At 64.1% G+C, this 23,635-nt stretch carries 18 protein-coding genes; 12 read left to right on the top strand and 6 right to left on the bottom strand.

Translation table 11 applies throughout. The features are described 5' to 3' along the window. The first annotated feature begins 114 nt into the window (after positions 1-114). Entirely contained in the window at positions 115-2,247 is a 2,133-nt protein-coding gene (locus ACT89O_RS16975) for a TonB-dependent siderophore receptor (protein ID WP_487260665.1), read from the top strand. Between the two features lie 217 nt (positions 2,248-2,464). Here ACT89O_RS16975 and ACT89O_RS16980 read toward each other — a convergent pair whose 3' ends face one another. After that, complete coding sequence (locus ACT89O_RS16980) at positions 2,465-3,031, bottom strand: N-acetyltransferase family protein (protein ID WP_487260666.1); 567 nt, start codon at positions 3,029-3,031, stop codon at positions 2,465-2,467. Between the two features lie 440 nt (positions 3,032-3,471). On the opposite strand from ACT89O_RS16980, the gene ACT89O_RS16985 reads away from it, so the two are divergent. The 10 genes from ACT89O_RS16985 (at position 3,472) to ACT89O_RS17030 (ending at position 16,837) form a co-directional block, all read left to right on the top strand. Then, positions 3,472-4,701: a PepSY-associated TM helix domain-containing protein gene (locus tag ACT89O_RS16985; RefSeq protein WP_487260667.1), complete on the top strand. Its 1,230-nt coding sequence runs from the start codon at positions 3,472-3,474 to the stop codon at positions 4,699-4,701. Next, the gene (locus ACT89O_RS16990; RefSeq protein WP_260666882.1) at positions 4,698-4,958 is read left to right on the top strand and encodes a hypothetical protein; all 261 of its coding nucleotides are present in this window, start codon (positions 4,698-4,700) and stop codon (positions 4,956-4,958) included. The genes ACT89O_RS16985 and ACT89O_RS16990 overlap by 4 nt, the downstream gene beginning before the upstream one ends. A gap of 25 nt (positions 4,959-4,983) precedes the next feature. Continuing rightward, positions 4,984-7,206 (top strand): TonB-dependent receptor, encoded by a 2,223-nt coding sequence (locus ACT89O_RS16995; RefSeq protein WP_487260668.1) that lies wholly within the window; start codon positions 4,984-4,986, stop codon positions 7,204-7,206. A 185-nt stretch (positions 7,207-7,391) separates the two neighbouring features. Then, complete coding sequence (locus ACT89O_RS17000; protein WP_487260669.1) at positions 7,392-8,129, top strand: TonB-dependent receptor; 738 nt, start codon at positions 7,392-7,394, stop codon at positions 8,127-8,129. Positions 8,130-8,292: 163 nt separating this feature from the next. Beyond that, positions 8,293-10,428 (top strand): TonB-dependent siderophore receptor, encoded by a 2,136-nt coding sequence (locus ACT89O_RS17005; protein ID WP_487260670.1) that lies wholly within the window; start codon positions 8,293-8,295, stop codon positions 10,426-10,428. A gap of 134 nt (positions 10,429-10,562) precedes the next feature. Then, on the top strand, positions 10,563-12,749 hold the full coding sequence (locus tag ACT89O_RS17010; RefSeq protein ID WP_487260671.1) for a TonB-dependent siderophore receptor: 2,187 nt from the start codon (positions 10,563-10,565) through the stop codon (positions 12,747-12,749). 178 nt (positions 12,750-12,927) lie between these two features. Further along, positions 12,928-13,764, top strand: coding sequence for a glycosyltransferase family 2 protein (locus tag ACT89O_RS17015; RefSeq protein WP_176886518.1), 837 nt, complete (start codon positions 12,928-12,930; stop codon positions 13,762-13,764). Then, entirely contained in the window at positions 13,761-14,177 is a 417-nt protein-coding gene (locus ACT89O_RS17020) for a sugar 3,4-ketoisomerase (protein ID WP_218300641.1), read from the top strand. The genes ACT89O_RS17015 and ACT89O_RS17020 overlap by 4 nt, the downstream gene beginning before the upstream one ends. Before the next feature lie 5 nt (positions 14,178-14,182). Beyond that, positions 14,183-15,391 carry an NAD(P)/FAD-dependent oxidoreductase gene (locus ACT89O_RS17025; RefSeq protein WP_218300640.1) on the top strand — a complete coding sequence of 403 codons (1,209 nt, stop codon included), beginning with the start codon at positions 14,183-14,185 and terminating at the stop codon, positions 15,389-15,391. A 480-nt stretch (positions 15,392-15,871) separates the two neighbouring features. Further along, positions 15,872-16,837 (top strand): porin, encoded by a 966-nt coding sequence (locus tag ACT89O_RS17030; RefSeq protein WP_055399553.1) that lies wholly within the window; start codon positions 15,872-15,874, stop codon positions 16,835-16,837. 120 nt (positions 16,838-16,957) lie between these two features. On the opposite strand, the gene ACT89O_RS17035 is transcribed toward ACT89O_RS17030, so the two are convergent. From ACT89O_RS17035 to ACT89O_RS17050, 4 genes are all read right to left on the bottom strand, one after another. Continuing rightward, positions 16,958-17,302 (bottom strand): PepSY domain-containing protein, encoded by a 345-nt coding sequence (locus ACT89O_RS17035; RefSeq protein WP_487260672.1) that lies wholly within the window; start codon positions 17,300-17,302, stop codon positions 16,958-16,960. 211 nt (positions 17,303-17,513) lie between these two features. Continuing rightward, positions 17,514-18,197, bottom strand: a complete 684-nt coding sequence (locus ACT89O_RS17040) for a GNAT family N-acetyltransferase (RefSeq protein WP_431149827.1) — start codon at positions 18,195-18,197, stop codon at positions 17,514-17,516. Further along, the gene (locus ACT89O_RS17045; protein WP_487260673.1) at positions 18,194-18,742 is read right to left on the bottom strand and encodes a MarR family winged helix-turn-helix transcriptional regulator; all 549 of its coding nucleotides are present in this window, start codon (positions 18,740-18,742) and stop codon (positions 18,194-18,196) included. Before ACT89O_RS17045 ends, ACT89O_RS17040 begins: the two co-directional genes overlap by 4 nt. A gap of 232 nt (positions 18,743-18,974) precedes the next feature. Continuing rightward, positions 18,975-20,411: an NAD-dependent succinate-semialdehyde dehydrogenase gene (locus ACT89O_RS17050; protein ID WP_487262876.1), complete on the bottom strand. Its 1,437-nt coding sequence runs from the start codon at positions 20,409-20,411 to the stop codon at positions 18,975-18,977. An 88-nt stretch (positions 20,412-20,499) separates the two neighbouring features. On the opposite strand from ACT89O_RS17050, the gene ACT89O_RS17055 reads away from it, so the two are divergent. Continuing rightward, positions 20,500-21,672 (top strand): pyridoxal phosphate-dependent aminotransferase, encoded by a 1,173-nt coding sequence (locus ACT89O_RS17055; RefSeq protein WP_487260674.1) that lies wholly within the window; start codon positions 20,500-20,502, stop codon positions 21,670-21,672. Between the two features lie 816 nt (positions 21,673-22,488). Here the strand turns inward: ACT89O_RS17055 and ACT89O_RS17060 are convergent. Further along, positions 22,489-23,583, bottom strand: a complete 1,095-nt coding sequence (locus ACT89O_RS17060; RefSeq protein WP_487260675.1) for an IS5 family transposase — start codon at positions 23,581-23,583, stop codon at positions 22,489-22,491. Between the last annotated feature and the right edge of the window lie 52 nt (positions 23,584-23,635).

The raw sequence follows: 23,635 nt of genomic DNA on the forward strand, positions 1-23,635 counted from the left end.
CCTGCAGGCACAGCACGCAAATTTGAACAATTTTTGGCTGCTAGCGCTTGATGGGTAAGCGCTAAAAGCTATTAATTTAATAGCAGATATCAAACACCGAGGAGGAGAAGCACCATGCAAATGCACCCACTGGCCCTTGCCGCCCTGCTGGCCACCGTGGCAACGGCGCAAGCACAGACCAGCTCCGGCCCCACCACGGGCACCCCCACCACGACAGCGCTGCCCGAAGTGAAGGTGACCGACGAGGCCAACAGCGCGGCGACCGAAGGCTCGGGCCAGTACACCGCCCGCGAAGTCAGCGTAGGCAAGCTCCAGCAGGCACCGCGCGAGACGCCGCAGTCCCTCAGCGTGGTCACGCGCCAGCAGTTGGATGACCGCAACCTGACCAAAGTGGAAGACGCCATCAAGCTGAGCACCGGCATGACGGTCACGCGCTTTGATGGTGCGGGCAACTACAACACCTTCCAGGCGCGCGGGTTCGATCTGGGCGCCATCCAGCTCGATGGCGTTCCGATTCCCCAGGGCAACTACAGCACGCTCGACACGGCCATGTATGACCGCATCGAAGTGCTGCGCGGCCCGGCCGGGCTGCTGCAGGGCGCGAGCGAGCCCGGCGGCACCGTGAACCTTGTGCGCAAGCGCGCCCCGGCCAAGCTGGCCATTGGCGCCGATGCGGCGGTGGGCTCCTTCGGCCTGCGCCGGGGCACCGTAGACGTGGGCGGCGGCCTCAATGCCGAAGGCACGATCCGCGCGCGCGCCGTCGCGGTGGTGGAAGACAAAGACAGTTTTGTAGACACCCTGTTCAACAACAAGCGCCTGGGCTACGGCTCGCTGGAATGGGACATCGCCCCCTCCACCACCGTGTCGGTGGGCGCGGCGCAGCAGCGCGTGCGCGCCGCCATCGACCAGGGCCTGCCCACCTATGCCGATGGCCGCCTGGCCGACCTGCCCCGCAGTGCCTTTGCTGGCCTGCGTGCCAACCGCCAAGACCTGGAGACCACCGACGTTTTCGCAGAGCTGGAGCACCGGCTGGATGGGGGCGGCTTGGTGCGCCTGTCCGCGCGCGACATCGACCGCACGGCGTTCTACCGCTCGGCCCGCGCCAACAGTGCCCTGGCCGCCGACGGCAGCTTCACCATGGAAACCGTGGACGGCGACTTTCACGTGCGCACCCGCAACTACGACGCCTTCCTGGTCACACCGGTGCAGGTGGCAGGCCGCACCCACAAGCTGCTGGTGGGCGCGAGCCATAACGAGGGCAAGAGCTGGGACGGCAACTACGCCTACGGCCCCAGCGTGCCGTTCAACCTGCTGCAGCCCCACTACGACCTGGCCTACCCAGACATCCGGTTGCCGGGCTTCACCTCGATCGTCACGCGCCGCGAGAACGCGCTGTACGGACAGGCGCAGATCGGCCTGACCGACACGGTCAAGCTGCTGGCAGGCGGGCGTCTGTCGTGGGCGGAGGTGGTGACGCGCAGCACCAGCACGGGCGCAGTCACCGCATCGGCAGACCCCGGCCGCCAGTTCGTGCCGTCGCTGGCTCTGATGTGGGACTTCCACCCGCAGTACACCGGCTACGCCAGCTATGCAGAGACCTTCGTGGTGCAAAGCCAGCTCAACGCGGCCAAGCAGTTGCTTGCCCCACGCACAGGCAAGCAGGTGGAGCTGGGCGTGAAGGGCGAGTTTTTGCACAAGCGCCTGCAGGCCCATGCAGCGCTGTTTCGCATCATTGACGAGAACCGTGCCATCGCCGACCCGGTGGTGGCAAACGCCTACATCGCCGGCGGCAAGGTGCGCGCGCAAGGCTTCGAAACCGAGATCAGCGGCCAGCCCCAGCCCGGCTGGGACATCGTGGCGGGCTACGCCTACAACGACACCCGCTACCTCCAGGCCCCCGTGGCGCAGCAGGGCCAGGTGTTCAGCCCCGTCACGCCGCGCCACAGCGTGAACCTGTTCACCCGCTATGCCTTCACCAGCCCGGCGCTGCGCGGCTTCAGCGTGGGCGGCGGCATGACCTACCGCAGCGAGTTCTTTGCGCAAAGCGGTGCGTTGCGCATCAACGCACCGGGCTACGCGGTGTTCAACGCCCAGGTGGGCTACCAGATCAACGACCACCTGTCTCTGAACCTGTCGGTGGACAACCTGCTGGACAAGACCTACTACGAGAAAGTGTCAGGCATTTCGCGCCAGAACTTTTATGGCGAGCCGCGGCGTGTGACGGTGGCGCTCAAGGCGCGGTATTGATGCTCGCACCCGACACACCCCGCGCCGAGTGCCCCCGGCCGGGAGGACCTCTCATGAGGAGCGCCTGCACGCTCAGCGCTTTTCAGTTCGCCTTGGCGAAGGTCGGTCAGGATGCGCCGGCTGGTGCAGTACCTCCAGCGCAGCCACTGCTGGAGGCCTGGACATAGCCCGCAGGCTTCTGAGAACAGCACAAGTCCGATTCACGGTTCAACGCCGCTCAGCGGGCGTCGAAGGCCGTCGGATGCCGCGGCTTGTCATGCCGATCTTTGGCAAGCGTCATGTGAACACCGTCGTGATACTGACCATCAAGGCATACAGCTTCAGACTCGACGCCGTACTCCACAAAACCTATTGATTTGTAAAGCAGGATGGCCGATTCGTTGGGCAGGTACACCTGCAGGTTCACCCGGTGCACGCCGTTGTCGAAGGCGTGTTGAAGTGCGGTTTCCACGACTTGCCGGCCTAGTCCCCGGCGACGGTGCCGAGGGGACGTGAACACGCCCCACATCACCATCTTGTGATGCGATGATGGGAACTGGCCTGCGCGGCTCACAGCCGCTGTCGCGGCAAGCTCACCCAGAACAAAACAACCGAACACAGCGTTTGGAAGAGGTGCGGACAGCTGCGCTCGAAAGCCTTCCAACGTGCGCGTGAGTTCTTCCTCGAACGTCAAACCCATGGGCACCGGATTGTCTCGCGTGACCTCGCGCCGCAAAAAAGAAAACGCTTCAGCGTCGTCAGCAACGAGACGACGGACCTCCAATGGATGCGCAAATTTGCTCATAGGGCAGGTGTGAGGGGCGGCTTGCACCTTGGGGCGGGACGTCCCCTGGGTGAAGGGATCAAACGCTTTGCGGGAGGGGAGAAAAGACATACCTTTGTGTCAATTTTCCATCAACCTTGAAGCGATTTCACGCACGCCAACCCGCACAAAACCATTCCCCGCACCGTGGGACCGGCTTTTTCCCAACACCCCCATCCCCGCATCACAACAAATACAAATCATTCCCATTTGCAATGTAAAATTCAGTTTCCGCAAGCCACAGCCTCCCCCTTAGACCTGTTCTAAGGCTGCAGCCAGCACCCACCGTCCTTCGATGTTTTCGGGTTGTCTGGCTTGAACCACTTCTTCACTCCTTCTGCTGCCACCATTGCCGCCTCTGCGCTGTGGGCCGGCCGTGCGGGTGTGCGCCAGCCCGGCCCCTGCCACCCCACCTCCACACCATGCTGAGCCCCACCGCCCTGCGCCGCTGGAGCTGGACCCACAAGTGGTCCAGCCTGGTGTGCACCGTCTTCATGCTGCTGCTGTGCATCACCGGCCTGCCGCTGATCTTTCACCACGAAATTGGCCACCTGCTGGGCACCGAGGTCGAGGCGCCTGCGATGCCCGCCAACACGCCGCGCGCCAGCCTCGACAACGTGCTGGCCACCGCGCATGCGCTGCACCCGGATCGTGTGGTGCAGTTCGCGTCGCACGCGGAGGACGATGACAACGTGTGGTTCGTCACGCTCACGCCCACACCGGCGCCCACGGACGATTTCCGCTCCGTGGCGGTGGATGCGCGCACGGGCCAGGTGCTGGCGCAGCCACGGTTTGACGAGGGCTTCATGTACGTGATGTTCAAGCTGCATGTGGACCTGTTTGCAGGGCTGCCGGGCAAGTTGTTTCTGGGCTTCATGGGCTTGCTGCTGCTGGTGGCCATCGTCACGGGGGTGGTGCTGTATGCGCCCTTCATGCGCAAGCTGGCGTTTGGCGAGGTGCGGCGGGACCGCTCCACGCGCGTGAAGTGGCTCGACCTGCACAACCTGCTGGGCATCGTCACGCTGGTGTGGGCATTTGTGGTGGGCGGCACGGGCATGATCAATACGTGGGCCGATCTGCTCATCAAGTACTGGCAGTACGACCAGCTGTCACTGCTGCTCAAGCCCTATGAGGGCCAGCCCATCGTGCCCGCCGCAGAGCGCGGGCCGCTGCAACAAGCGCTGGAGGTGGCGCAAGCCCAGGCGCCGGGCACCAAGCTGTCGTTCATTGCGTTCCCGGGCACAGCGTTCTCCAGCCCGCATCACAACACGTTTTTTCTGCGTGGCAACGAGCCGCTCACCTCGCGCCTGCTCAAGCCCGTGCTGGTGGATGCGCGCACGGCGCAGGTCACTGCAGCGCCCCAGCTGCCGTGGTACCTGACGGCGCTGCTGGTTTCGCAGCCGCTGCACTTTGGCGACTACGGTGGCATGCCGATGAAGATCCTCTGGGCGCTGCTCGACATTGCCACCATCGTGGTGCTGGGCAGCGGGTTGTACCTATGGCTGCGCAAAGGTGCGCAGGCGGGCAGCGTCAGCAACGCCAGTACCAGCACCGCCACGGCGGCAGCCACCGTGCACGGCCACACCGGCCTGCCGCCAACGGCTGCCGCACGCACTGGCGGCGCGCTGCCAAGCACGGAGGGCCGCGCATGAAGGCGAGCCCTTTCTGGTCGCTGTGGGGCTGGCCCATCGTGATGGGTGTGCTGACCACCACCGGCCTCATCACGGCACTGGTGTCTGACACCTGGGGCGACTGGTGGTCGTGGGTGGGTCTGGGCATTCCGGTGGTGGTGATGGGCTGGACCTGCTGGCCGCGCACCACGCCAAGGGCCACTGCGCAACGCGCCCATGACAAACCCCACACCGATGCCGACGAAGCGGGCACCAACGCCAACGCCACGCCACTCTGAAAATTCCCCGCACCTTCACCACGCCATGCGCAATTCCCATTCCACTCGCCGCCCTACCCTGACCCCAGCCGCACTGGCCGCCGCGTTGCTCTTCACACTGGCCGCGCCCGCCGCTTGGGCGCAAGCGACGGCCAGCGGTACCGAGCCCGACGGCAAAACCCTGTCCACCGTCACGGTCAACGCCAGCGCCGACGCATCGGTGCAAGGCCTGTCGCCCGCCTACCCCGGCGGCCAGGTGGCCCGTGGGGGCCGTGCGGGCATCCTGGGCACCAAGGACGCGATGGACACGCCGTTTTCCATCACCAGCTACACCAACGAACTGATCCAGGACCGCCATGCCCGCAGCGTGGGCGATGTGCTGCAGAACGACCCCACGGTGCGCGTTGCACGTGGCTTTGGCAATTTTCAGGAGGCGTTCTTCATCCGGGGGTTCATCCTCGATTCGGACGACACGGCCTACAACGGCCTGTACAGCCTGCTGCCGCGCCAATACATTGCCACCGAGCTGTTCGAGCGTGTGGAGGTGCTGCGCGGCGCATCGGCCTTTTTGAACGGTGCCAGCCCCAACGGCGGCGGTCTGGGCGGCAGCATCAACCTGCTGCCCAAGCGCGCGCCCAACGAACCCTTGAGCCGCGTGACTTTTGGCGTGGCCAGCGGCGGCCAGACGCAGGTGGCGGCCGACATTGCCCGGCGCTTTGGGCCCGATGGCAATACGGGCATCCGCGTGAATGCTGCTGGCCGCAATGGCGGTACGGCGGTGGACCACGAAGACGTGCAGCTCGGCCTGCTGGCCGTGGGCCTGGACTGGCGCAGCCGCGATGTGCGCCTGTCGGGCGATATCGGCTGGCAGGACCACAAGCTCAAGAACACCCGCACCAACGTCACGCTGGGCAGCGCTGTGACCACGGTGCCGAGCGTGCCCGACAACCAGACCAACTTTGCCCAGCCCTGGAGCTACTCCAACGAACGCGATGTGTTCGGCACGCTGCGTGGCGAGTGGGACCTGTCGCCCAGCACCACGGCCTGGGCTGCGGCGGGCGCGCGCCGTGGCGAAGAAGCCAATTCACTGGCCAACCTCACGGTGACCAACGCCGCCAGCGGCGCCGCCACCACCTACCGCTTTGACAACACCCGCAAGGACAGCGTGAACACCGGCGAGCTGGGCCTGCGTGGCAAGCTGCAGACCGGCAGCGTTGGGCATGAATGGGTGGCGGTGGCGTCGCACTACGACTTCGAAAAGAAGAATGCCTACGCCATGGATTGGCGCAACACGCACGCCACCAATCTTTACAACCCCATAGCCACCAGCCTACCGGGGTTCAGCGCCAACACCCTGTTTGGCGGCGATCTGGCCAATCCCCTGCGCACCGGCAGCACCCGCCTGTCCAGCTTTGCGCTGGGCGACACGATGGCTTTCATGGACAACCGCCTGCTCTTCACCGTGGGCTTGCGCCACCAGAAGATGGAGATCGCCAATTACGACTACGGCACCGGGCTGCAGACCGACCGCTACGACCAGAGCCGCACCAGCCCGCTGCTGGCGGCTGTCTACAAGGTCAACAAGGGCCTGTCGGTGTATGCCAACTATGTGGAAGGCCTGAGCCAGGGCCAGACCGCGCCCAGCACGGCGGCCAACCGGGGCGAGATGCTGGCGCCGTATGTCTCCAAACAAAAGGAAGTGGGCATCAAGTTTGACGCCGGCCGCGTGGGCGGCAGCGTGGCGCTGTTCTCCACCACCAAGCCGCGTGCGTTTTTGAACGCGGCCAACCTCTTCAGCACCAGCGGCAAGGACCGCCACCAGGGCATCGAGCTGGCCGTGCAAGGCGAGGCCACCCAGGGCCTGCGCCTGCTGGGCGGCCTGACCTGGCTGGATGCCAAGCAGCTGACCACCGGCGCTGCCGCCACCGACGGCCAGCGCGTCATCGGTGTCCCCAAGCTGCAAGCCAACCTGGGGGCGGAATGGGACGTGCCCGGCGTGCCGGGCCTGGCCGTGGACGGCCGCTGGGTGCATACCGGCGCCAGTTATGCCAACGCCACCAACACCCTGCGCGTGCCCGGCTGGAACCGGCTCGACGTGGGTGCCCGCTATATGACGGAAGTGCAAGGCAAGCTCGTCACACTGCGCGCCCGCATCGACAACCTGACCAACCGCAACTACTGGGCCTCAGTCGGCGGCTACCCCGGCTCGGGCTACCTGGTGGTGGGTGCGCCGCGCACCTTGTCGCTGAGCGTGAGCGTGGACTTCTAAAGCGGCACCCCGCGCCACACAGGCACTGCCAAGACCCATTTCAGGGTCAAAAAGCCACCCAGCGCTTATCCAAAAAGCGCCGGCAGCTATCAAAAAATGAGTATTTTTCCCCTGTAGCACCGGGGGTGTGGAGCACTGCGCTCCGCTGTTTTTGCTGTCACTAAACCACCGAAAGGAAAACGTCCATGTCCTCGAACCAACGCCTCCAAGCCCCGCTGCTGTCCGCCCTGCTGGCCTGCGGCGCCCTCACCGCGGTGAGCACCGCCCATGCCCACCAGGTCTGGCTCGAAAACGCTGGAGGTCAGGCGCGCCTGCACTTTGGCGAGTTCAACGAGAACCTGCGCGAGACCTCGCCCGGCCGGCTGGACCAGTTCAAGGGTGTGCCTGCACTGGAACAACAACGCGCAGGTGCCGCCGCCCAGCGCGTGGAAGGCCAGCTCGCCAAAGACGCTTTTGTCTACGCCACCACGGGAACGCCCGACACCCTGTTCGCCGCCGCCAGCTACCCGCTGATCGACCGCAGCAAGCGCAACCTGCCGGCCATGATCTGGCAGCCCTCGGCCCGCTGGGTGGCCAGCCTGGCCAAGCCCGTGGCACCCACCGCGCCGCTGGACCTGGTGCCCACCGGCAAGCCCGGCGAGCTGAAGGTGGTCTACAAGGGTGCGCCGCTGCCCAAGGCCAAGGTGCAGCTGGCCGCCCCGTCGGGCTGGACGCGCGAAGCCGAGGCGGGTGAAGACGGCACCGTGACCTTCGTCACCCCCTGGAAGGGCCAGTACGTGGCCGAGGTAAAGCACAGCGACAAGACCCCCGGCGAAGTGCAAGGCGAGAAGTACGGCGAAGCCAGCTACGTGACCACGCTCACGTTTGTGCTGGCCGACGGCATGGCGTCGCCCGCCCTGCCCGAGCCGCCCAAGGCCCACTGAGCCCCGGCTGCCGCCACCGCCGATTTGCTAGCCGCACAAACCACCGCCCTCTCGCGGCGCGTGGTACTGCCTTGGCACGCTCGGGCGGCTGGCATTCATATCACTAAAAATGGGCTGTAGCGCTTTACGTAAAAGCGCCGACAGCTATTAATTCGATAGCGCCATGATTCACCCCAATCTCTTGCGCACCGCTGTGGCGCAAGCCGCACTGCTGGCTGTGTGCGGCACCGCGTTCGCGCAGAACAGCACAGCACCCGCACCTATACCCTCCGACGCTCCAGCAGCCGCCCCCTCCTTGCGCCAGGTCGATGTCATCGACTCCACGGCAGGCGAAGCCGCCACGCCCGCACGGCGCGCGCAAAGCAGCTCGCGCCTGGGCCTGTCGGTGCTGGAGACGCCGCGCTCGGTCAGCGTGATCGACAACGCGCTGCTGGAGCAGCAGATGGCCACCACCGAGCGCGATGTGCTGCGCAATGCCTCGGGCGTGTCCTCGCGCAGCGAGTACTACGGCTCGTACTCGCAGTTCTCCATCCGGGGGCTGTGGGCCAACAACACCTACAACTTCCTGCGCGACGGCGCCAAGTTCATCCACCTGCTGGACCCACCGCTGTTCAACATCGAGCGGGTGGAAGTCATCAAGGGCCCGGCCGCGCTGGAGTTTGGCCAGGTCGCGCCCGGCGGCCTCGTCAACTACGTGAGCAAGCGGCCCCAAGCCGATCCGCTGCGCACCGTGAAGATGGGCGCCGGCAGCCACGGCTGGCGCAGTGCCGAGTTCGACCTGACCGGCCCGCTCAACACCGACGGCACGCTGCGCTACCGCCTGGACGGCGGCGCCAGCCGGGGCGGCAGTTTTGTGGATGGCAACACCCCGCGCAAACAGGGCATTGCGGGCAGCCTGGAGTGGCAGGTCACGCCCGACACCGTCTGGCGCGCGCAGGCCGAGACCCAAAGCATCGACGGCACTTCGACCTCCGGTTTGGCCGTGCCCGACCCCAAGAATCCACGCAGCGCGGATGTGCTGCCGGTGGGCGCGTTCTACGGCGAGCCCTGGTTGAAAACCGATGGCCATCTGCGCTTTTATTCCACCGAGCTGCAGCACCGCTTTTCGGACCAGCTGGAAGGCCGCGTGCACCTGTCGCGCAACGAGACCTTTCGCAACGTGAACATCGTGTCGCCCATGGGCCCGGTGACCAACGGCCGCGTGGCGCGCGGCTACTGGATGGCGCCGGGGCAAAAATACACGTCGGACACGGCTCTGGCCGAACTGCGCGCGCAGCTGCAGACCGGCGCGGTCAAGCACACGGTGCTGGCGGGCCTGGACTGGCGCGCCATTGCGGGCTTCTATGGCGCGCGCACCACAGGCAACCTGGGCGCCATCGATCTCTACAACCCCATTGCAGGCCTGGTGCCACCCGTGGCCTCCACCGGCGTGGGCAAGCTCTCCTCCGACGCCCGCAACACCGGTGTGTTTGTGCAAGACCGGATGGTGCTAGGCGATTTCGGCCTGTTGCTGGGCCTGCGCCACGACCGCTTCAAAGACGCTTACACCACGCCCGTCACCGACGTGAGCAAGACACAGCCGAGCGCGGCGATCAGCTGGGAGCCTCGCCCGGGCAGCATGCTCTACGCGAGCCATGCGCGCTCGTTCCAGGCCAACTCGGGCACGCTGGTGTGGGGCGCGCAGTCGGCCCCGCCCTCGGAGGGCAAGCAGCTGGAGGTGGGCTGGAAGCAGGAATGGCTGGACCAGCGCCTGATGACCACCGTGTCGGCCTTTGACCTGGAGCTGACCAACGCCCCCGCCACCGACCCGGCGCGCCCCGGCTACTCGGTGCTCACCGCGCGCCAGCGCATCAGGGGCATCGAGCTGGAGCTGCAGGGCCGCATCACGCCCGGCTGGACGGTGACGGCCAACGCCAGCTTCCACGACCCCAAGGTGCTGGCCGACACCACGGCCGGTGCCAACGTGGGCAACCGCGTCGAGCGGGCCACGCGCCGCAACGCATCGCTGTGGACACAGTACCGACTGCCCCAGCTGCCCGGCCTGTGGGTGGGTGGTGGCCTGGTGCACCAGGGCGACAAGTTCACGGCCAACGACAACAAGTGGCGCCTGCCAGGCTACACCGTGGTCGACCTGGCCGTGGGCTACCAATTTGCGGGTGGCGTGCGGCTGCAGGCCAACCTGAAGAACGCGGGCAATCGCCGCTACTACATCGACGGCACCACCACCGCCGCCGGTTTTGGCGCCGTGGTGCCCGGCACGCCACGCAGCCTTCAGGTGTCGCTGGACTACACGTTCTGAAGACCAGCGCCAAGGCTGCGCCTGTCCCATCGCCAGCCCCGAAAGCCAAGCGCTCCTGGCACTCCAGGCGCGCCACGCGCCGTGCCTGGCCTTCGGGCCCGCCCCCTTTTTTCAACCATCGGAGAAACAGCACCATGCAATCTGGCATCACCGTTTGCCGCACCGCCATCGCGCACGCGGCCCTGCTCGCCCTGTGCGGCGCCGCCCATGCGCAGCAGGCCACACCCACAGCCCCCACCGCTCCCACGGCGCCCGCTGCAGAGAAAGCCCTGGCCCCCGTCACCGTGAGTGCGGGCGCCGAGCAGGAAAGCCCCACCGCGCCGGTCACCGGCTTTGTGGCCAAGCGCGCCCTCAGCGCCACGAAGACCGACACCCCGCTCATCGAAACCCCGCAGGCCATCAGCGTGATCACCCGCGACCAGATGGAGGCCCAGGGCGTGCAGACGCTGCGCCAGGTCACGGCCTACACGGCCGGGGCGGTGTCGAACTACTTCGACAGCCGAGTGGACAGCTTTGCCGCACGCGGCGGCACGGTGTCGCAGTACCAGGACGGCCTGCTGCGCACCTACGGCACCTACAACACCAGCCGACCCGACCCGTACACGCTGGAGCGCGTGGAGTTTCTGCGCGGCCCCACGTCGGTGCTGTATGGCCAGGGCAGCGTAGGTGGCGTGCTCAACCTCACCAGCAAACGTCCGCAGGCCGAAACGCTGCGCGAAGTACAGGTGCAGCTGGGCAACAACAACCGCAAGCAGATTGCGGCCGACATGACCGGCGCACTGGACAAGGACGGCCAGTGGCTCTACCGCCTGGTGGCCGTGGGACGCGACAGCGGCTCGCAGGTGGACCATGTGAGCGACGACCGCATGGTGCTGATGCCATCGCTGACATGGAAGCCCAATGCCGACACGTCGCTGACGCTGCAGGCCCTGCACCAAAAGGACAAGAGCGGCTCGCTCATCGGCTTCTTCCCGTGGCAGGGCACGCAGCTGGCCAGCCCGTACGGCCAGATCCCGCGCAACACCTTCATCAGCGAGCCGGGCTGGGATGCGTATGACACCACCAACAACTCGTGGGGCTACCTCTTTAGCCACCGCCTGAACGCCGACTGGACCGTGCGCCAGAACCTGCGCCGCACCGTGAGCGAGGTGGACTACCGCACCATCTACACCAGCTTTACCGCCAACGCCGCTCTAGGCCGCCCCGCACGCCCGGTGTTCAACGCTGACAACCGCACCGTCGTACGCGATGCGGTGTGGAACATCAACACCGGCCGCATGTTGCTGATCGACACGCAGCTGGAAGGCAAGCTCAAGGCAGGCAGCACCGAACACACGCTGCTGGCGGGCCTGGACGTGCAGCGCAACCACACGGGCCAGCAGGCCTGGCGCGCCGTGGCGCCCGCCATCGACGTGTACAACCCCGTGTACGGCAACTTCACGCCGCCCACCGCGTCGCAGCTGGTGCGCCAGCCCAGCGTGGAGCAAAAGCAGCTGGGCTTTTACCTGCAGGACCAGATCAAGTGGGATCGCTTCACCGCCACGGTGGGCCTGCGCCACGACAACGCCAAGACCGACACCGAAGGCCGCCCCGCAGCTGCGGTGAACGACAAGGCCTGGAGCAAACGCGCGGGCGTCACCTACCAGATGGACGGAGGCTGGGCACCGTATGCGGGCTACTCCGAGTCGTTTCAGCCGCTGGGCGGTGTGGATGCGTATGGCGCAGCCTACAAACCTCAGCGCGGCGAGCAGTGGGAGGCCGGTGTGAAGTGGCAGCCGCCTGGCCAGGGCATCAGCGCCTTTGCCGCCGTTTACCAGTTGCGCGAAAAGAACCGCAAGACCACCGACCCGACCAACCCGCTCAACAGCCTGCAGATCGGCGAAGTGAAGGTCAAGGGCTTCGAGGCCGAGGTGCAGGCCAGCCTGGCACGCAACTGGGACTTCACCGTGGGCTATGCCTTCACTGACGCCAAGATCAGCCGCAGCAACGCCGGCGACCAGGGCACCCCGGTTGCTAGCGTGCCCAAGCACACAGCATCCGCGTGGCTGAGCCACCGCTTCGCCAGCGAAGGCCGTGGCGGCTGGACGGTGGGCGCTGGCGTGCGCTACACCGGCTCGCAGTGGAGCGGCACCAGCGCCATCAGCACCCCGGCCGCCACGCTGGCCGATGCCATGGTGGCCTACGACGCAGGCGACTGGCGCGTGGCCTTCAACGTGGTGAACCTGGCGGACAAGGTGCACATCACGCAGTGCCTGGCGCGGGGGGATTGTTTCTATGGGCAGGCGCGGACGTACACGCTGACTTCGACGTATCGGTTCTAACGACTGGAAGGAGCACCCCAAGCGCATTGGGGGTACGCCGTGGGGTGCCCCAACTTAGCCCCCACTCTGCCCGGCATTCACGCACACAGCAGGCGTGAAGTGGATGGTGGCGGGTTGTCGCCCCGCCCACCTGTTCAGTCCCACTACACTGGGCGTTGGCGTTCACTTCACCCAACCCATGCAACCCCATTCAAAGCCCTCCAAAGTGGCCGCGCTGGTTCCGGCGTGGCAGTCTTCGGCGTTCATTCAAGCAACCCTCGACTCTCTCTCAGCCCAGACTTACCCACACCTGGAAGTCATCGTCTCTGTCGATGAGTGCAATGATTCGACCTATGAGATTTGCATCGCCCATGCTCAGAAAGATGCTCGTTTCCGAGTAATCCGCCAATCGCAGCGGCTAGGGTATGTGGGCAACTGCAACTTTTTGCTCAATCAGGCCGAAGCTGATTACGTACTTTTTGCATTTCATGATGACATCCTGAACCCTGACTACATCACGCTGCTGGCAGAAGTGCTTGACGCACGGCCAGAGGTCGTCATGAGTTATTCAGACGTTCACCTGACAAACACCAACGGAACGGAAGAACACTGGGTATTCACCGAACTTGAAGGCGTTCGTGACCCGGTTCAGCGGGGTGTTCTCATGATGAGTGGAAAAAATAAATGGTGGGTGCCCAACCGAGGGTTATTTCGCCTCGGTCAAGCTCGGCAAATCAACGGCCTCAAAACCCACCATGCGGGAGAATTTTCGGCAGACTGGCCATGGCTGTTCCATATGAGCCTTTTGGGAGAATTCGCACGGGTTCCCAAAACCCTGTGCTACAAGTATTACAAGCCTGGAAGCTTATCGAGAAGCTGGCAGTTTTCCAAGCACCAGATCTATGAAGTTTACGCGGCCATAATGCGCGAAATCTGGATATCCGGCCTTACCACTGAGCAAAAGCTCACGCTTGCCAGTCCCTTGGCAAGATGGCTCTACCACAATAATCCTGATCGACTCGGCGAGGGCAAGTGATAAATACCACCGACCCGGCTTCCTGTTCGAGCTGGTTTGGAGGGCGAGCTCGCCTGGTTGATCTCCCCATTCATTCAGACGAGCGTGGCGACCTGCTACCGCTCGACTTCGACCGCCTTCCGTTCATGCCACGCCGCGTATTCACCGTAACAGGCGTCCCCGCCGGCTCCATCCGGGGGGAGCATGGCCACCACAGTGGGGAACAACTGTTGGTTTGCCTGCAAGGGAAAATCGACCTTTTGCTCAGAAAGGGGGACGAAGAAGCCACTACGGCGCTCACCCCAGCGGGGCCAGGCCTCCTTTTGGGCGCAGGCGTGTGGTGCCGCCAGACTTACCTCGTCTCGAATTCCGTGCTATTGGTATTGGCCAGCGAACCGTATGATCCAGAGTCATATATATCCACCTGGAACTGATATAAATGCGAAAGACTTCCCGAATTGCCATCCTTGGCGCCGGAATCATGGGCTGTTCGACTGCGATATTTCTGGCCCGCAAAGGAATCGAAGTATCTGTCTTCGATATGGCAGAGCAACCATTCAGCGCAGCGAGCCGATGGAATGAAGGGAAAATCCACTTAGGCTGCCTCTACAGCGCAGATCCGTCCCTGAGCACTGCGGACCGTGTCATTCCCGGCGGGCTCAAATTTCGCCCCTTGATCGAGGAATTGGTCGGCACATCCCTCGCTCCAGCGATCACTTCCGAAGATGATCTGTACCTGTGTCACCGCAAATCCGTGACATCTGCAGCAGAAATGAAGACGTACATGGAGAAGGTCGTCGAGCGTGTACGCAATCACCCAGATGCGGCGCAATACTTGGCAGATGCGTCTGGCAGTCGGGTTCACCCGCTGAGCACTTCTGAACTGGCTGGATTGACCTCATCGACAGATATTGTTGCGGGCTTTCGGACTCCTGAGAGATCCGTTGACACCAATTGGGTGGCAGAACGATTCATACCTGCGATGGACGCAGAAGCATCGATCCAGCAGTTTATGAAAACCCGCATCACGGCGGTGCGCCCCGCAAAAGATGGAATCGACGGCAAGTGGGAAATTGAAACTTCCGAAGGCATCTTTGGACCATTCGACTACGTCATCAACTCGCTGTGGCAAGGCCGATTGGCCATAGACCGGACTGCTGGGCTGGAGCCCACGGGAGTTTGGTCACACAGATACCGCCAGTCACTGTTCTTGCGCACCAAAGAACCGGTTCATACGCCTTGCGTGGTCATTGCCACCGGCCCCTTCGGAGACATCAAAAATTACAATGGGCGGGATTTTTATCTCTCCTGGTATTCCGATGGCTTGCGCGTGGACAGCTCCGATATTTCACCACCGGAGCCTCATTTGACTGCCCAGAACTTGGAGAACTTGCCAAACTCCATTTTCGACCATCTCCAATCCTTGTTACCGTGGGTAGCGCAAATTCGCGAGCAAGCGGAGCGCTCCACCATTCAAGGCGGATGGGTCTTTGCTGTCGGGCAAGGTGTGCTTTCGGACCGAGATTCCACACTGCACTCCCGTTCGGAATATGGCATTCAAAGATTCGGAAACTATATATCCGTCGACACCGGCAAATACTCAACAGCACCCGCCATGGCCCGCGCCCTGGTAGAAGCGATTATCTAGCCACCTCAGAAATATCGTTCCTGATGGGCACCATATCCATCCCAGCATTTGATTGGTCCCAAAATCTCTGAAGCCTGTCACGACTTGATCGTCGGAACTGCACGCGATCAGGCTTACACCACCCACACGCCGCGTTCTGGGCCTGCCGCCACAGAGCCCCCGTGCGCAGCATCGGTGCTCGCCCGGACGGGCCTGCACCATCGGCCTCGACGAAGCGCCCGAGAGCCCAGCCGGGGCGCTCCAGGAAAAATGTTCCACTTTGTTGCACAGCACCAACACCCCCACGGGTAAAAGGTGTTTACCCCTGTGGCGGACATACAAATAGGCCATTAGCATCCCCCTCCGTTGCAAAGTGCAACGATCACATCACCACAGGCATCAAACTTGCTTGTAGCGACGGCCCGAAAGCATCACCCCTGTGCGTTTTTGGCCGGTGATTATTTGTCATCAAACAAAATTTGATTTAAGGAAACCTTGCTAATGAAAACGATTAACCGCTGCGCCCTCGCCGCGCTGGCCCTGGTGGGTACGTCTGCTGCCTTTGCACAGAGCAGCGTCACCCTGTACGGCCGGGTCAACACCACGTTCGAGCACCAAAAAGAAGGCAATGTGTCCAAGACCGGCCTGTTCAACAACTCCTCCCGCTTCGGCTTCAAGGGCCAGGAAGACCTGGGCGGCGGTTTGATGGCAGGCTTCCAGCTGGAAAGCGGCTTTGACTCCAGCACCGGCGCCACAAGCTCCACCTTCTTCGGCCGCCAGAGCGAAGTGAACCTTGCCGGTGGCTTCGGCATGCTGCGTCTGGGCAACTTCACTTCGGAGTCCTACTACGCCACCGCTGACTTCATCAGCAACCACAACCACGACACCGGTTCGTCGTCGGATGCGCTGTACGCCTACCCTGCCCGCGACGCAAACAAGATCGCCTATCGCGCCCCCAGCCTGGGCGGCGCCACGTTCGAAGCCGGCTGGGCCATGCATGAGCAAGCCAGCGGCACCGGCGGCAAGAACAGCCTCGACCTGGCTGCCAACTACGAGATCGGCAAGCTGGGCCTGGGCGCCGGTTACTCCAAGCTGGACGACCAGAACCAGTTCGCGGTGCGTGCTTCGTACTCGACCGGCCCCTTCGTGGTGGGCGCCTACGTGCAGCGCGACAAGAACGTGTTCTTCGCCAACGGCGGCAACCGCACCAACGTGCGCCTGTCGGGTGCCTACATCATGGGCGTGTCGGAATTCCATCTGAACGTGGGCCGTGCCGGCAAGTACTCCAACGTGGCCGACAGCGCCGCCACCCAGTACACCGTGGGCTACAACTACAACCTGAGCAAGCGCACCAAGATCTACACGTACTACACCCGCATCAACAACAACCACAACGCCAGCTACGGCGTGGCCACTGCGGGCAACGACTTCAGCTCCTTCGCGATGGGTGTGCGCCACAACTTCTGATGGCCTGATCCCGCTGCTGCCCTAACTGGTGGGAGGGCAGACATACAGCTATTTACCCCCGCACTTCTTCGGAGTGCGGGGTTTTTTTACGCTACAGCATCCAGCTTTTTTGCAGCGGTTTTATTTGGCAATATTCTGCCGCACGAGTTTCGACGTTACGGGGTCGAAATAGGCCTCGACCATATTGCCACTCTTGAATCCGTATATTTCGTAGCAACTGCCATTGGCGATTTTGAATGTGGCGATTTTGTAGCCACGAAACTCCGCCAGCAGGCGCATTTCCGCCTCAGGCAACCACTGACTTCGCGGCTCCCGCGTACACACATCTTCAGTGCGCTCACGGCTGAAACTGGTTGGCCCCGCCGACTGGACGGGCGGCTTGTCGGCCTCCGCCGCAAGCGCGGACACAGCCAAGGCCAAGGCCCCCACCGCACTCGCAGCGGCGCTTCTCACAGCATGGTTCATCGACAGGCCTCCAATGGAATGATGGTTCCATGCTAGCCATGCCAGATTAATTTTTGCTTAACTCAATTGATCCTGCAAAAAGTATCAATGGTGCGGTGCATTTTATTTTCACTCTTCAGAATTTCATTGTCTCAAGTCCGCTTAGCCCCTTGAGATGGTCAGCATAAAATGCGGCGGTCTGGGATGGCGTGTCCTCAGCCGGTCTACTGCCTTATTTTCCCAAGACAGCCACCTGCACCTCCGTGCGGATTTCAAACCCCAGGCTTTCGTACAAGGCAATGGCGGCTTCATTCGTGGTCCAGGCATGCAAAAAGGGCTGGTCCCCCCGCTGTTGAATGGCGTGGGCCACCACGGATGAAAGCCGGCGGGCATAACCGCGCCCTCGAAACTCGGGGTGGACACACACGCCGCTCACTTCGGTGCCGCCTTCAAAACGCATGCGTTCACCCGCCATGGCCACCAGCACACCTTCGGACCGGATGCCCACAAAGCGGCCCATGGTGTGGGTGCGCGCAAGGAACGGACCGGGTTCGGTCAACTGCGCCAGGGCCAGCATGGCGGCAGCATCGGCATCACCCAGCACGACGACGGCCTCCGCGCCGGGCTCGGCTGCGATAGCCCGCCCGGCCACCATCTGCACGCCCTCGGCGCGGCGAAGGGCCTGCAGCCCCTTGGGCACCGGCATGGGCTGCGCTTGCAGCACGAAGACCGATTCCCCCTCGGCCATCAGACCGGCCAGCGCGGCAAGGCTGGCGTCATCGGCGTCATCCCGGGCCGAAGCAAACAGGTTGACGTCCCGCCGGTAGCGCTTGGCCAGGTCGCCACCTTCTGCCAGGCCGGGAGTGGAGGTCAGCGATGCCCAGACGGGCCGGTCGAAGGGGTTGGTGGTGGTCATCGTGCTGTTTCCTTTCCTGGGGCACGGGGAGTTTTCTTGCGACGGCCTGTGGCGTGCTCTACGGCGATGGTGACAGCCGAGCGCTGCAGCAGCGAGGTGCGCGCGAGCCCCGCCTCCAGCGCCTCCAACTGGTCCAGCAAGGGGCCTTCAAGCGACGCACACACCTGGGCTACGGAGGCTTCCAGCACGGGCCAGACATCGCGTTGCGCCCGCTGCACAAGTGCCTGGCCTTGCGAGCTGAGCGCCACGCGGCGCACACGCCGGTCACCCTCCACCGCCTCCGACTGCACCAGCCCGCTGTCTTCCAGCCCTTTCAAGGAGCGCGTGACCACCGGCTGGCTGACGCCGACGGCCTGGCTCAGCTCGCCCACCCCCAGCGCACCATGCCAATCCAGCGCCGCCAACAGCGGGAAGTGCGCTGCAGGCATGTCGATGCCGTGCTGGGTCAACAGTGCCTGCGTTTGCGCCTGCAGCGCCTCGCCAATACGCTTGAAGCGGGTGCCGAGGGTGAGGAATCCGAGTTCCTTGACGACATCTTGGATCATGTTTTTTCCTTAGATATATATCATGATATGTATTTGACAGGCCACGTCAATCGATTTCTTCGCGGCTGCCCTGGCACTGCTTGCCAGACTGGTTCAGCGCGCAAAAACAAAAGCCTGCGGACGATCTCGCAGGAAGGCTCCTGAAAGATCGCGCGCAGGCTTTGACTTGGCCACACCCGCAGCCGGGCTGCGCGCGACAGTCCAGCCGCGCCAGCTCTCCGGCGTTTCGTCCTTACACGTTCATGATCGAGACCAGGCGCGTGTTCAGGTGCGCCTCGATGGCCTCGGGGCCGCCTTCCGAGCCATAGCCCGAATCTTTCAACCCGCCAAACGGCAGCTCGGCTGCGGGCGCGGCGGCCTGGTTGATCCACAACATGCCCACTTCCAGGCGCTGCGCCAACAGGTGCGCGTTCTTCAGCGACGAAGTGAAGGCATAACCGGCCAGGCCAAACGGCAGGCGATTGGCTTCGGCAATGGCGTCTTCAATCTTCTCGAACCCGCGAATCGCGGCCACGGGGCCAAAGGGCTCTTCGTTCACGATGCGGGCCGACAGGGGCACGTCGTTCAGCACCGTGGGCTGGAAGAAGTTACCTTCGGTGCCGATGCGCTCGCCACCCGTCACCAGCGTGGCGCCCTGCTGCACGGCGTCGGCCATCAGGTCGGCCATCGCCGTGATGCGGCGGGGGTTGGCCAGCGGGCCCATCTGCGTGCCGGCCGTGAGGCCATCGCCCACCTTCAGGCCCTGCGCGTACTTGGCGAAGGCAGCCACGAAGTCGGCACGGATGCTCTCGTGCACCAGATAGCGGGTGGGCGAGATGCAGACCTGGCCTGCGTTGCGGAACTTGGCCCCGCTGCCGATCTTGATGGCCAGTTCCAGGTCGGCGTCTTCCGCAATGATGACCGGGGCGTGGCCGCCCAGCTCCATCGTCACGCGCTTCATGTGCTTGCCCGCCAGCGCGGCCAGCTGCTTGCCCACGGGCGTGGAGCCGGTGAACGTGACCTTGCGGATGATGGGGTGCGGGATCAGGTAGCTGGAGATTTCAGCGGGGTCGCCATAGACTAGGCCCACGGTGCCTGCGGGCACACCGGCATCGGCAAACGCGCGGATCAGCTCGGCCGGGCTGGCGGGGGTTTCTTCAGGCGCCTTGACCAAGATGGAGCAACCGGCACCCAGCGCGGCGGCCAGCTTGCGCACCACCTGGTTGATGGGGAAGTTCCAGGGCGTGAAGGCCGCCACGGGGCCCACAGGGTCCTTCAGCACCATCTGCGTGGCCTTGAGGTTGCGCGAGGGCACGATGCGGCCATACACGCGCAGCGACTCGTCGGCAAACCATTCGATGATGTCGGCAGACGCCATGGTCTCGACCTTGGCCTCCGCCAGGGGCTTGCCCTGCTCTTGCACCATGATGGCGGCAATGGCCTCGGCGCGCTCGCGCATCAGGGCCGCCGCGCGGCGCATGGTCTTGGCGCGCTCGGCGGCAGGCATGTCACGCCAGGCTTCAAAGCCCTTTTGTGCGGCGTCCAGCGCACGGTCCAGATCGACCTTGGTGGCATGGGCCACGCGGCCGATTTCCTTGCCCGTGGCGGGGTTGAACACGGCAAGGGTCTTGCCTTCGGCGGCGTCTTGCCACTGGCCTGCGATGAAGAGCTGGGTGTTGGGATAGGTCATGAGCGTTGGTTGGTCAGCCAAGGTGGTGAAAAAATCAAAAAAACGACTATACGCCTGCGATGATGGCTGTGTATTTCAAGGAGATTGCATGCGAGAAGTAGTCCAAAGCCTCGAAGAGTCGCGCATCCGCGAAGTGGCCAACGAGGGCCTGGGGCGCAGCGATGTGCTGAAGTTCTGGTTCGGCGAGAGCGACGAGGTGACGCCCGATTTCATCCGCGACGCGGCCATTGCGTCGCTGCAAAAGGGCGAGACCTTTTACGCCCACAACCTGGGCCTGCCCGAACTGCGCCACGCGATTGCGGGCTACATGCACGGCCTGCACCCGCAGCAGCACACCGATGCGTGGTTCGACCGCATCGCAGTGACATCCGGCGGCGTGAACGGCCTGATGGTGGCCGTGCAGGCGCTGGTGGACGCGGGCGACGAGGTGGTGCTGGTGACGCCCGTGTGGCCCAACCTGGTGGCGCAGCCGCGCATTCTGGGCGCGCAGGTGCGCACCGTGCCGCTGGTGGCCGACGCACACGGCGCATGGCGCCTGGACATGGACGCGCTGCTGGCCGCCATCACGCCCGGCACGCGCCTGCTGGTGGTCAACGCGCCCAACAATCCCACAGGCTGGACGCTGACGCGCGAGGAGCAAGCCACCATCCTGGCGCACTGCCGCCGCACGGGCACGTGGATTTTGGCGGACGAGGTGTACGAGCGGCTGTACTACGCGGGCGACACGGCCAATGGCGCGGCCCCGAGCTTTCTGGACGTGGCTGAGCCCGAGGACCGGCTGATCGTGACGCACAGCTTTTCCAAGAGCTTTTTGATGACCGGCTGGCGCCTTGGGTGGCTGGTGTTACCGCCGTCACTGACGCACGCGGTGGGCAAGCTGATCGAGTTCAACACCTCGTGCGCGCCGGTGTTTGTGCAGCGCGGAGCCACGGTGGCGCTGCAGCGCACGGAGGAGGTGACGCCTGCGCTGGTGGCGCATCTGAAGACCTGCCGGGACACGCTGGTGCCGCTGCTGGCCGAGGTGCCGGGGGTGTCGGTGGCCACGCCACGTGGGGGCATGTATGCGTTCTTCCACATCGACGGGCATGACGAGTGTTTGCCACTGGCCAAGCGGTTGGTACGGGAGGCGGGGCTGGGGTTGGCGCCGGGCAGTGCGTTTGGGGGCGAGGCACAGGGGTGGTTGCGGTGGTGTTTTGCGAGCCGGGATGTGGGGAGGTTGGGGGAAGGGGTGGGGAGGTTGAGGGGGTGGTTGAAGGGGTGATGGAAAGGGATTTTTGAACGATTTTGGCTGCTGGCGCTTTTGGAATAAGCGCTAGCAGCTATTGTTTTTATAGTTATTGGGGCTCTCCTTCCCGTTCGCGCTGAGCTTGTCGGAGCCGGTGGAAGCTCGTTCTCTAGTTTGGGCGGCGTGCTTGGGTTGAGGGCAGAGGCCGGGATGTCGCCCCGGCGGGCGAGTCCCTTTCTTTCGCGTCGCCGAAAGAAAGGAACCAAAGAAAGGGCGACCCTGCTGTCTGCGACCCCTTCGCTGCGCTGCGGGGCAACCTGGGGTGCTCGGTCACGGGGTGCACCGCAGAACTCGCTGCGCGCCTTTGGCGCTCCGCTCGAACAACTGCGGTGAGTCAGATCACGAAGCATGCGCGCTCCGACGCGCATGCCACCCCGCGCCCTGCGCGCCCCAGGCGCATCCAGAAGGGAACCCGGGGGAGCGGACATCCACACGGGCCATTGCTTCGCTCGGCCCCATCTCGCGGGCGCAAGCGCCACGCGCTGCGACGGCAGGGCCGAGCGCAGCGATGGCCCGAAGGGCAGTTTGGCTGTTCGGATGTTCTGCTGCCCCACCCCTGCTGGCTGCGCCTGCGGCGGGGCGGTTGCGGGGTGGCATGGGCGTCGAAGCGCCCATGCCTTGTTAACTGACTCGCCGTGGTTGTCCGAGCGGCGCTGCGCAGCAGCAAAGCGAGTTCCACGGCGCACCCCGCAACCGCCCCGACGCAGGTTTGCCCCGTAGCGAAGCGCAGGGGCCGCAGACTGGGGGTCGCCTTTCTTTGGCTTACTTTTCTTTGGAGGGTGTAGAAGAAATCTATCTCAACCGCCCCAGCAGCATCCGCGCCTGCGCCAGCCACACCCATGCCTGCGCATAGAACGGCTTGCGATCATGGTGCATCACAAGCCTTCGGTTACGCTCCAGCCATGCATGGGTGCGCTCCACCACCCAACGCTTCTTGGGCATGGCCACCGGCTGCTCTTCGCTCCACAACGATTGCTGAGCGTCATCCCAACGGTGACGGCCACTGTTTCGCACTATCTGCACCTGCACCCGGTGCACCTTTTCGATCTCCTGAGCACATTGCCCGGCATATGCACTGTCGGCCCACAACACCTTCAACGACCCGCCTGTGCGTGCGCACGCCTGTGCCACTGCTTGCCCAGCCGCTGCGCGGTCCGGTACAGCGGCGCTGGTGACCACCACCGCCAGCAGCAATCCCAGCGTATCCACGACCAGATGGCGCTTGCGCCCTTGAACCTTCTTGCCCGCATCAAAGCCCAGCGTTCCGCCCTGAGGGCTGCCACGGTTGGATTGGGAGTCGATCACGGCTTCACTGGGCTGCTCTGCGCGCTCCACACGTTGCCGCCACTGCTGGCGCAGACGCTCGTGCAGCGCTTCAAACTTGCCTTGACGGGCCCAGCGTACAAAGGCTTTTTGCACCGACTGCCAGGGAGGATAGATCTGGGTGGGCAGGTTGCGCCAGGACGAGCCGGTGCGCAGCACGTAGCAGCACGCTTCAACCACGCTGCGTCGAGAGTACGTTGCAGGCCGACCTCGCGCGCCGGGCTCTGGTTCGAACAAGTCCTGGGCCAGTGCCCATTCAGCGTCTGTGAGGGCAAGGGCCATGCCCGAGTCGCTGCTGGGGCGATGCAGGGCGGTGTAGCCGTAGCGGGTGCCAGGCTGCTGGGGGTTGGCGCGTGCCAGTTGCTGCTTGGGTCGTGTCCGCTGTAACCCAGCGGCCTTGAGCGCTGCACGCAGGGTCACTGTGCTGGGGGCGTTGCGGCCCATGCGTTCGCCCCAGACCAGGGCCAACTCCGGCAGTGTCGCCTGGGGGTTGTCGCGCACTACCTCGCGCAAGGCTGCGTACTCCCCAGTGGATATCACGGGCGGTCGGCCTGTCTTTGCCATTGCATTGCTCCTGCTTGGTCAGTGCGACAGGATTTTAATTTATTTCTTCTAC

This window comes from Acidovorax sp. NN32 (assembly GCF_057597245.1).